This is a genomic window from Alphaproteobacteria bacterium, from assembly GCA_040905865.1.
GTDB lineage: Bacteria > Pseudomonadota > Alphaproteobacteria > UBA8366.
Genome location: JBBDQU010000027.1, coordinates 1 through 8089, shown reverse-complemented (window position 1 = coordinate 8089; position 8089 = coordinate 1). Strand labels below are relative to the sequence as shown.

General features: G+C 65.2%; 7 protein-coding genes. 2 read left to right on the top strand and 5 right to left on the bottom strand.

The features are described 5' to 3' along the window. Positions 1–223: 223 nt before the first annotated feature. Positions 224–1204, top strand: coding sequence for a hydroxyacid dehydrogenase (locus WD767_05800; GenBank protein MEX2615590.1), 981 nt, complete (start codon positions 224–226; stop codon positions 1202–1204). A gap of 17 nt (positions 1205–1221) precedes the next feature. Further along, complete coding sequence (locus WD767_05795) at positions 1222–2085, top strand: alpha/beta hydrolase (GenBank protein ID MEX2615589.1); 864 nt, start codon at positions 1222–1224, stop codon at positions 2083–2085. A gap of 22 nt (positions 2086–2107) precedes the next feature. Here WD767_05795 and WD767_05790 read toward each other — a convergent pair whose 3' ends face one another. The 5 genes from WD767_05790 to WD767_05770 form a co-directional block, all read right to left on the bottom strand. Next, complete coding sequence (locus tag WD767_05790) at positions 2108–3322, bottom strand: SLC13 family permease (protein ID MEX2615588.1); 1215 nt, start codon at positions 3320–3322, stop codon at positions 2108–2110. A 126-nt stretch (positions 3323–3448) separates the two neighbouring features. Further along, positions 3449–4285: a TauD/TfdA family dioxygenase gene (locus WD767_05785; GenBank protein MEX2615587.1), complete on the bottom strand. Its 837-nt coding sequence runs from the start codon at positions 4283–4285 to the stop codon at positions 3449–3451. Positions 4286–4312: 27 nt separating this feature from the next. Next, positions 4313–5371 (bottom strand): SDR family oxidoreductase, encoded by a 1059-nt coding sequence (locus WD767_05780; protein MEX2615586.1) that lies wholly within the window; start codon positions 5369–5371, stop codon positions 4313–4315. Positions 5372–5384: 13 nt separating this feature from the next. Then, a complete protein-coding gene (locus WD767_05775; GenBank protein MEX2615585.1) occupies positions 5385–6791 on the bottom strand; it encodes an MmgE/PrpD family protein in 1407 nt (468 codons plus the stop codon). A gap of 27 nt (positions 6792–6818) precedes the next feature. Continuing rightward, positions 6819–7961, bottom strand: coding sequence for a PrpF domain-containing protein (locus tag WD767_05770; protein ID MEX2615584.1), 1143 nt, complete (start codon positions 7959–7961; stop codon positions 6819–6821). Between the last annotated feature and the right edge of the window lie 128 nt (positions 7962–8089).

The window sequence follows — 8089 nt, the reverse complement described above, 5'->3', positions numbered from 1 at the left end:
TCCTGGCATCAATCCTCGGAACCATGGATCGTTAACCTGGATTCGTTGCCCTGGGGCCCGCGCGAGCGGAATTGATCGACGCGAGGCGCCCGGTCTATAGTCCGGCTTCGGCCCTTCCCGGCCCGGCGTTTTTTCAACTCGCCCCCGCGGGCTCATGACAACAGTGGAAATTGCCGTACCGCGCCGCGGCAGCGGGTTTCCCCGACCGAGGACAGAGACTCCCATGACCTACACCGTACTGATTACCGCCCCCGACCTGAACCCCAAGGGGATGGCGCTGCTGGACGAGCTGGGCGCGACGACCGTTATCGCCCCCGCCTATTCGAGCGAGGAAGAACTCGCGAAGCTGGCCGCCGATAACGAAGTGGACGGCATCATCGTGCGCGTCGGGCAGCTCACAAAACAGGTGATCGACGCCTCGCCGAAGCTGCGGGTGCTGTCCAAGGGCGGGATCGGCGTCGACAATGTGGACGTGGACCATGCGACCTCCAGGGGCATTGTCGTCTGCAACACGCGATACTCCAATTCGCAGTCGGTCGCCGAACACGCGCTGGCGATGATCATCGCCGCGAAGAAGGACTTTGTCCGGCTGGACAAGGACACGCGTAACGGCGGCTGGGAAAAGGCGACCTATTCGGGCACCCAGCTGGCCGGCAATCATGTCGGGCTGATCGGCTATGGCGGCAACGGGCGCGCGCTGGCCACCATGCTGAAATCCCTGAAATGCAGGATTTCCGTCTACGATCCGTATCTGGGCCACAACGCGGATTTCACCGGCGTCACCCGCTGCGGCAGCATCGACGAATTCCTCGGCGATATCGACGTGCTGTCGATCCACTGCCCGCGCACGAAGGAAAGCCTGAGCATGATCGACAGGCCGCAGATCGCGAAGATGAAGCCCAGCGCGGTCATCGTGAACTGCGCGCGCGGCGGCATCGTCAACGAGGACGCGCTGCTGGACGCGCTGACCACCGGCAAGATCGCCGCCGCCGGGATCGACGTGTTCCTGACCGAACCGCCGGCCAAGGACCACCCCTTCTTCAAGCTGGACAACATCATCGTCAGCCCGCATGTCGCCGGCGTGACCGATGAATCCGGCGAGATTTCGGGCGTGATGGCCGTGGAGAACGTCTACAAGATCCTGGACAACAAGCCTATCGACCTCGACTGCGTCGTCAATCCGGACGCCCTGCCGAAGCGTTGAGCACGACGGAAAGCAGCATGATGGATGACATTCTGGATGCGGGGCTCGCCCCCGCCGAGATCGAACGCCGCTTCGAGGAATCGGCGCAGGTCCTGACCACCCCCTGTCATGACGGCGACCTGGTCTGGCGCGTCTGGGGCGAAGGCGAGCCGCTGGTGCTGCTGCATGGCGGCTACGGCTCCTGGCGCCACTGGATCAAGACCATTCCGGTCATGGCGAAAACCCGCAGGCTCTATGTGGCGGACATGCCGGGGCTGGGCGATTCCGCCAGCGTCCCGCCGCCCTATGACGCCTATTCCATCGCGCGGCCGATCGCCGGGGGGCTGGACATATTGCTGCCCGCCCCGGCGCGGTACGATATCGCCGGGTTTTCCTTCGGCGGGCTGATCGGCGGCCATGTCGCGGAACTGCAGGGCGACAGGGTCAAACGCTATATCGCCATCGCGCCCGGCGGGCTGGGCATCGAACGGACCGGCGAACGCCGCCCGCTGGCCAAGATGACCCGGCACATGACCGACGAGGAGCGCCGCGCGGCGCACCGGCACAACCTGTCGGTCATCATGTTCGCGAACGACGACAATATCGACGACCTGGCGATCCACCTGCAGATGGAATCGACACGGCGCGGCCGCACCAAGAGCCCGCCCATCGCCCAGACCGACACGCTGGCCCGCGCGCTGCCGAAGGTGACGGCGGAGATCAAGGCGATCTACGGGCGGCTGGACGACGCGACCGGCACCGGGCTGGCGCGGCGCGAGGCGCTGTTCAGGTCGATCCGGCCGGGGCTCGACTTCCGCATCATCGAAGGCGCGGGCCACTGGGTGATGTACGAAACGCCCGACGAATTCATCGCCATCCTGCAGGAAATGCTGGCGGAGTAGCCGCTGTTCCGCGTCGGTCCGGCTATACCAAAAGCCAGCCAAGCGCCAGCAGCATGCCGAACAGCGTCATGGGCCCGCCCGCCCGGAAGTGATCCCGGAGACCGAGGATCACGCCTTCGCGCTTCGCCCGCTCCGCGACGATCAGGTTGGCCAGGCTGCCCACCAGCAGGAGGTTTCCCGCCAGCGTGGACAGCACGGCGAGCGCATGCAGCGCCGCCGGGGACAGGCCCGGCTGCGCCGCCAGCACCAGCGTCACGAAGGGCACATTGCCCACCGTGTTGCTGCCCAGCAGCGACAGCGCCGCCAGCGCCTCGGGATCCTCCAGCCGGATACCCGCGGATTCGAGCGCCCGCAGGATGGCGTCGTCCATCGTCGTTGCGCTGAACGCGCCGGTGACGATGAACAGGCCGGCGAACAGCACCAGAAGGTGCCAGTCGACCAGCGCCAGCATGTCGCGCGTCGACAGGCGGCGGCTCACCAGCAGCGCGCCGGCGATCATCAGGGCGCTCTGCCAGGCCGGCAGGTCGGTTGCAAGGAGGGCCAGCAGGACCGCCGTCGCGACTAGGCCCTTCGCCAGCGCCGGCCGGTTCAGCACCGGCACCGTCTGCGCCGCCGACCGGAACGGCGTGGCCAGTTCCCGCCGCCACAGCACCGCGACCGTCACGAACACGACAGCCAGCGCCGCCAGCGCGACCGGCGCGGCGTCGAGCGCATAGCGCCAGAAGTCGAGGCCGCCATGCTCCCCGATCAGGATGTTCTGGGGGTTGCCGATCAGCGTCGCGGCCGATCCGGCATTCGCCGCCCCGGCATGGGCCAGCAGATAGGGCCGGGGATCGCGCCCCGAAGCCAGCAGGCCACGGCACAGGATGGGCGTCATGGCGAACACGACGATGTCGTTGGCCAGCACGGTGGACAGCGCCCCCGTCACGCACACCACCAGCGCCAGCAGCCGCCAGGGCGCCGCGTCGGACGCGCCGAGCCGCGCGGCGCAGAACCCGTAGAAGCCAGAAGCCGCGAACTGCGCCGACAGCACCATCAGCCCGAACAGCACCGCCAGCGCGCCGACATTGACGCTGGCCAGCGGATCGCTGCCCGGCACGGCGGCAATCAGCAGGACGATGGCGCCGATCAGCGCGACGCCGGTGCGGTCGATCGCCAGCGCCGGCCAGCGCCCCAGCGCCATACCCGCATAGACGGCGACGAATACGATGGCGACGAGAAGTGAATGGGCGTCCAAGATGCTCCGATCCGGGCAAAAGCGCGCCTGGCGCTAATATCCTGTCCCGCAAAAGCACACATTCCGCAGCGGTTCGCCGCGCGTCAGGACGTCGAGATTCGCCGCGATGCTCACCCAGCGCCGGATCTAATACGGCCGGTCGCCGGCGACCTGGACACGGTGCATTTCGCGCCGGTGCGGGCCGCAGTCATGGATCGCCAGATGCTTCACGCAGCGATTGTCCCAGATCACGGTGCTGCCCGGACGCCAGCGCACCCGGCAGGTGAATTCCGGCCGGACCGCATGCCGGAACAGATAGTTGAGCAGCGGCGCGCTTTCCGCTTCCGTCATGCCCTTGAAATGGCGGGTGTAGGAAATGTTGACGAACAGCCCCTTCCGGCCGGTTTCGGGATGGGTGCGGATAACGGGGTGTTCGGCGGAGCACGGCTTCCAGTCGGCGTCGTCGCGCACCCGGTTGGCGCGGTTGCCGTTCACGCCGGATTGCGGCCCGGCGACGCGGGTGTCGTTATGCACCGCGATCATGCCGTCCAGCATCTCCTTCATGCCATCCGACAGGGTCTCGTAGGCCCGGTACTGGCTGGCGAACAGGGTATCGCCGCCGGCCTTTGGCGTTTCAATGCAGTGCAGCACGCCGGCGAGCGGCGGCGTATCGATGCAGGTGGTATCCGAGTGCCACTCCTGCCCGACGATCGCCTTGTCCTGCGGCTCCCGCTTGATATGGATGACTTCCGGGTTCGGGCCGTCATTCTGCAGGAAGGGATGCACGATCAACGGTCCGAACTGCCGCCCCAACCCCATCAGTTGCGCGTCATCCAGCGGCTGTTCGCGAAACACGATGACCGAATGGTCCAGCAGGGCCCGGTGAACGGCGTCGAAATCCGCGTTCCCCATCGGCTTCGTGACATCGACTCCAAAGACCTCCGCCCCGATTTGCGGTGTCAGCGGCCTAACCTCGATACTCATGGCAAATCCTTCCCAGATGCTTTCCGCCTATGGCAGCGCGCGCGCTTCCTGGAACCGGCGGAACAGATCCAGGAAATTCTCTTCCGTGTCCACGGTTTCCCGAAAACCGTATTTCCGGGTCTTGTTCATCGACGACATGAAATCCCAATGCGGCGTGAACAGGAAATCCCCGTAGGCCCACAACGCAACATCCCTGTAGGGTGTCTTGCGCAACCCGTGGCGTTCGACAATCCGTTCCCAGACCGGCGCCTTGTCCCCCATCGCGAGGCTCAGGTTGGTCGTGCGGACCGGCCCCAGTTCCATGCCGAAATACCTGGCGAAGACCGGCCACAGATTGGCCCAGCGGATGTAATCGCCATTGAGCATGTTGAACGCCTCATTGGCGCAGGCAGGCTCGGTCGCCATCCAGGTCAACGCCCGCGCCAGCAGGGTTGCATCCGTACACTGGAAGACCGCGTTGTAGTTCGCCGGCGTGCCGGGAAAGCACAGAGGCAGGCCCAGTTCCTTCGAGATCGCGGCATAAACGCCGATCACCATCACCATATTGCGCGGCATGCCGGTGGCGTAGTCGAGAATTCCGTGCGGGCGGCTCGAGGTATAGGTCCAGGGCGCGGTCTTCACCCGTTCGATCAGGTAGTCTTCCTGCACATAGTAGAAATTATTGACCAGGACCCTAGGGTCGTCCTCTTTTGACGGGGTCTTGAAGGGGCCCAGATTGGATCCGTACCATTTGGTGCCCTCGACCAGATGGACGTGCTCCAGCGGATTGCCGCGGGCTTCCGTCGCCTCGACGACATTCCGCAGCATCGTCGCGTTTTCCTCAATGGGCTCCAGCCCCTTGGAATCATGATCGTAGCGGCCACAATAGAACAAATGCGTGATACCGCTGACATCGGCCAGGGCCCGGTCGCAGGCATCCCGTTTCATCAGATCCGCATGCACGTAATGTACGCCCTGCCGCGGCTGGTCCGGGACGCTGCGGGTCAGCGCCACGACTTCCCAATCGTCCAGCCCCGCCAGATGGTCGGCCAGCCGGCCGCCGACGATTCCCGTGCCGCCGGGGATCAATGCCTTGTAACGCGCCATATTCTTCCGTTCCCTATTCCGCTGCCGCGCGCGCCGGATAGGCCAGCGCCGCCACGAATTCCCGCGCGGAAGTTTCCTCCAGCGACATCGCCAGGGTTTCCAGCCGGATCGCCTGGTCTTCGGTCAGGATACCCTTCATCAGCCGGTGAAATTTCTCGATCATTACCGCTTCCTTGTTCGGGTTGGCGATGGAACCGGACGGATCGTCCCGGTGGGCGCGGTCGAATTCGCCGCTGCCGGGAACCCGCTCGACTTCCACCCACCCCGGATAATGCGACGGGTAGATATCGTCCATTTCCGCGTCATGGACGAGTTCGATCCGCTGCGCCAGTTCTACGGTCGCCGGTTCCGACAGCCGGTCGGGCGAGAACTCGCCCGGCAGCGCCTGACCATACCGCAATGACGCGGCAACGCAAAAGCGCATGCTCATCTGCGCGTTCAGCACCGTGCCGGGTACGTAGTCGAACCCGCACTGTTCTTCGACCAGACGGCACTGCCCCACACGAACCCGGCGTCCCGACAGATCGGGGTAGCGGTCATGCAGTTCGATCCCGGCATCGATGTAGGAATGAGTGCTGCCGCAGGCCGCATGCGGCTTGAAGGATGTCGTTTCCTGCCGCCAGATTTTGCCGAGCCCTTCAATCAGCGGGGCGTGATTGCCCGCATCGGTAAAGGTCCACAGGAACCCGCCATCGACGGCCTCGTAAATCTGCGTCGGTCCGGTAAAGCCGGCCGCCGCAAGTTCCGCCGACGCCACGCCGGAACGGGCCGCCTGCCCCGCATGCAGCCGTTTGCTCATCGCGCCATCGGCCGTAAAGGCGAACAACCCGCTGCTCTGCGTGCCCGCCAGCCCCATCGCCCAGGCCGTCTGCTCCGCGTTCAGCCGCATCAGCACCGAGGCCGCGGCCGCCGCGCCGAACGTCCCGCAGATTCCGGTGATGTGCCAGCCGCGCGCCTTCGCATCCGCCGCGCCGATCGCCGCCGCTGAGCGGATCATCACCTCATACCCCGCGGCAATCGCGGTCATCAGCAATTCGCCGGAGGCATCGACGCGTTCGCCGACGGCCAGCGCCGCCGGGACAACCACCGCGCCGGGATGCTGCTTGGTCTGATGGAAATCGTCCAGTTCGAAGGCATGGGTCGCGACCCCGTTGACCAGCGCGGCATCCGATGGCCGCATCGAAGCGGTACTGTCGCCCCAGACAGACGAAACGCCGTTGCCGCCGCCGGCCCGCACCCAGCCTTCCGCGATCCCGCTCCAGGGCTGCGAGCGCCCCTGCAACCCGCAGCCGAATGTATCCAGCACCGCGTGTCGCAGAAAGCGCCGCGTGCTTTCCGGCACGTCTTCGGATTTCAGATTCGCCACCCATTCCGCCACCTGCATGGTGACGCCCCGTGCCGCTTTCTTCCGGTCTGTCATGATTATCTCCGTCTCTTTCCCGTTTTTCTAAGCCGCCGCCATACCGGCCAGTGCCGACGCGGGGACATATACAAAGCCGTCGAACAGACGGCGCTGGGTCCGCACGACGATGGCCTTTTCCGCGTGCCAGGCATCGTTTTTCATCGCAACATCCGCCGCGCAGACAATAACACCCGAAGGCTGGATGATGCGAATATCGCCGGCTCCCGCGCGCAAGACACAGTTCACCACCGTACCCTCTATCCGGGCCGCGGTCGCCATACAGATTGTCCCGGTCAGCGGCAACGCACGATGCACATTACCCATGGAGACCATCCGTCCGGTCAGGTCCCCGGATTCCGCTGAAACGGATTCGCCTGACAGCAGCACAGCATCCTGGGCCGGCGACACAAAACCGATTGTCGGTTTGTTCGGCGACGGCGGCAGGCCCATCGCCGCCCCGCCCGCCTGCCGGATTGCCTGCAGCCGTTGCATGAGGTCCGTCCGGGCGTCCAGGTCGGCAGGCAGTTCCGCGCCGGTTATACCAAGATCGGCAGCTGCGACAAATACTGCCGGATTGGCGGAATCGACCAGGGAGGCCTGAATCGGTTCGTAACCTTCGGGATAGAGCGTGTCCACCACGTTCCCCGTCGGCAGAAGCCGCCCGGTGCCGGCCCCGCCCGGATCGAGGAATTCGAGCCGCACCGGCGCCCCCGTCCCGGCGACGCCCGGCAGCGCCTGCGCGCCATCGACGGCGGCGCCGCCGTCATCCAGGGCAAAGCGCGAATGGATGATCTTGCTTGTATTGGTGTTGTGTATCCGGACCAGGGCTTCGTCACCAGAAGCCGGGACCAGCCCCTCATCCACTGCAAACGGCCCCATCGCCGAGGACATATTGCCGCAATTGGTGCCATAGGCAACCTGCGCATCGCGCACGGAAACCTGGGCGAATGTATAGTCGATATCCGCATCTTCGCGGCTCGGCGGGCCGACCACGCAGACCTTGCTGAGCGAGGAAATGCCGCCGCCCATACCGTTGAGCTGCCGCCCGTTCGGGTCCGGGCTGCCGATAGCGGCCAGGAAGATCGGATCCCATTGCGACCGGTCCGCCGGCAGGTCCTTTACATGAAAAACCAGCGCGTTGCTCGTCCCGCCGCGAATGAATGCCGCCGGTATCCTGATCTGCCTCATGCGCTCACTCTCCGCAATATTGCCGCCCGATGTTACGCCGGCCGGGCCGACAATGTCATCAGCCGGACAGTATCCGGTGACACCCATTAGGCGTTAAGTTGCAAGAGGGAATATTTTTCCTTGCCGCC

Bases quoted from the DNA above. Each gene is read 5' to 3' on its own strand.
- WD767_05800 (MEX2615590.1), top strand. From the start codon at position 224: ATGACCTACACCGTACTGATTACCGCCCCCGACCTGAACCCCAAGGGG.
- WD767_05795 (MEX2615589.1), top strand. From the start codon at position 1,222: ATGATGGATGACATTCTGGATGCGGGGCTCGCCCCCGCCGAGATCGAA.
- WD767_05785 (MEX2615587.1), bottom strand. From the start codon at position 4,285: ATGAGTATCGAGGTTAGGCCGCTGACACCGCAAATCGGGGCGGAGGTC.
- WD767_05780 (MEX2615586.1), bottom strand. From the start codon at position 5,371: ATGGCGCGTTACAAGGCATTGATCCCCGGCGGCACGGGAATCGTCGGC.
- WD767_05775 (MEX2615585.1), bottom strand. From the start codon at position 6,791: ATGACAGACCGGAAGAAAGCGGCACGGGGCGTCACCATGCAGGTGGCG.
- WD767_05770 (MEX2615584.1), bottom strand. From the start codon at position 7,961: ATGAGGCAGATCAGGATACCGGCGGCATTCATTCGCGGCGGGACGAGC.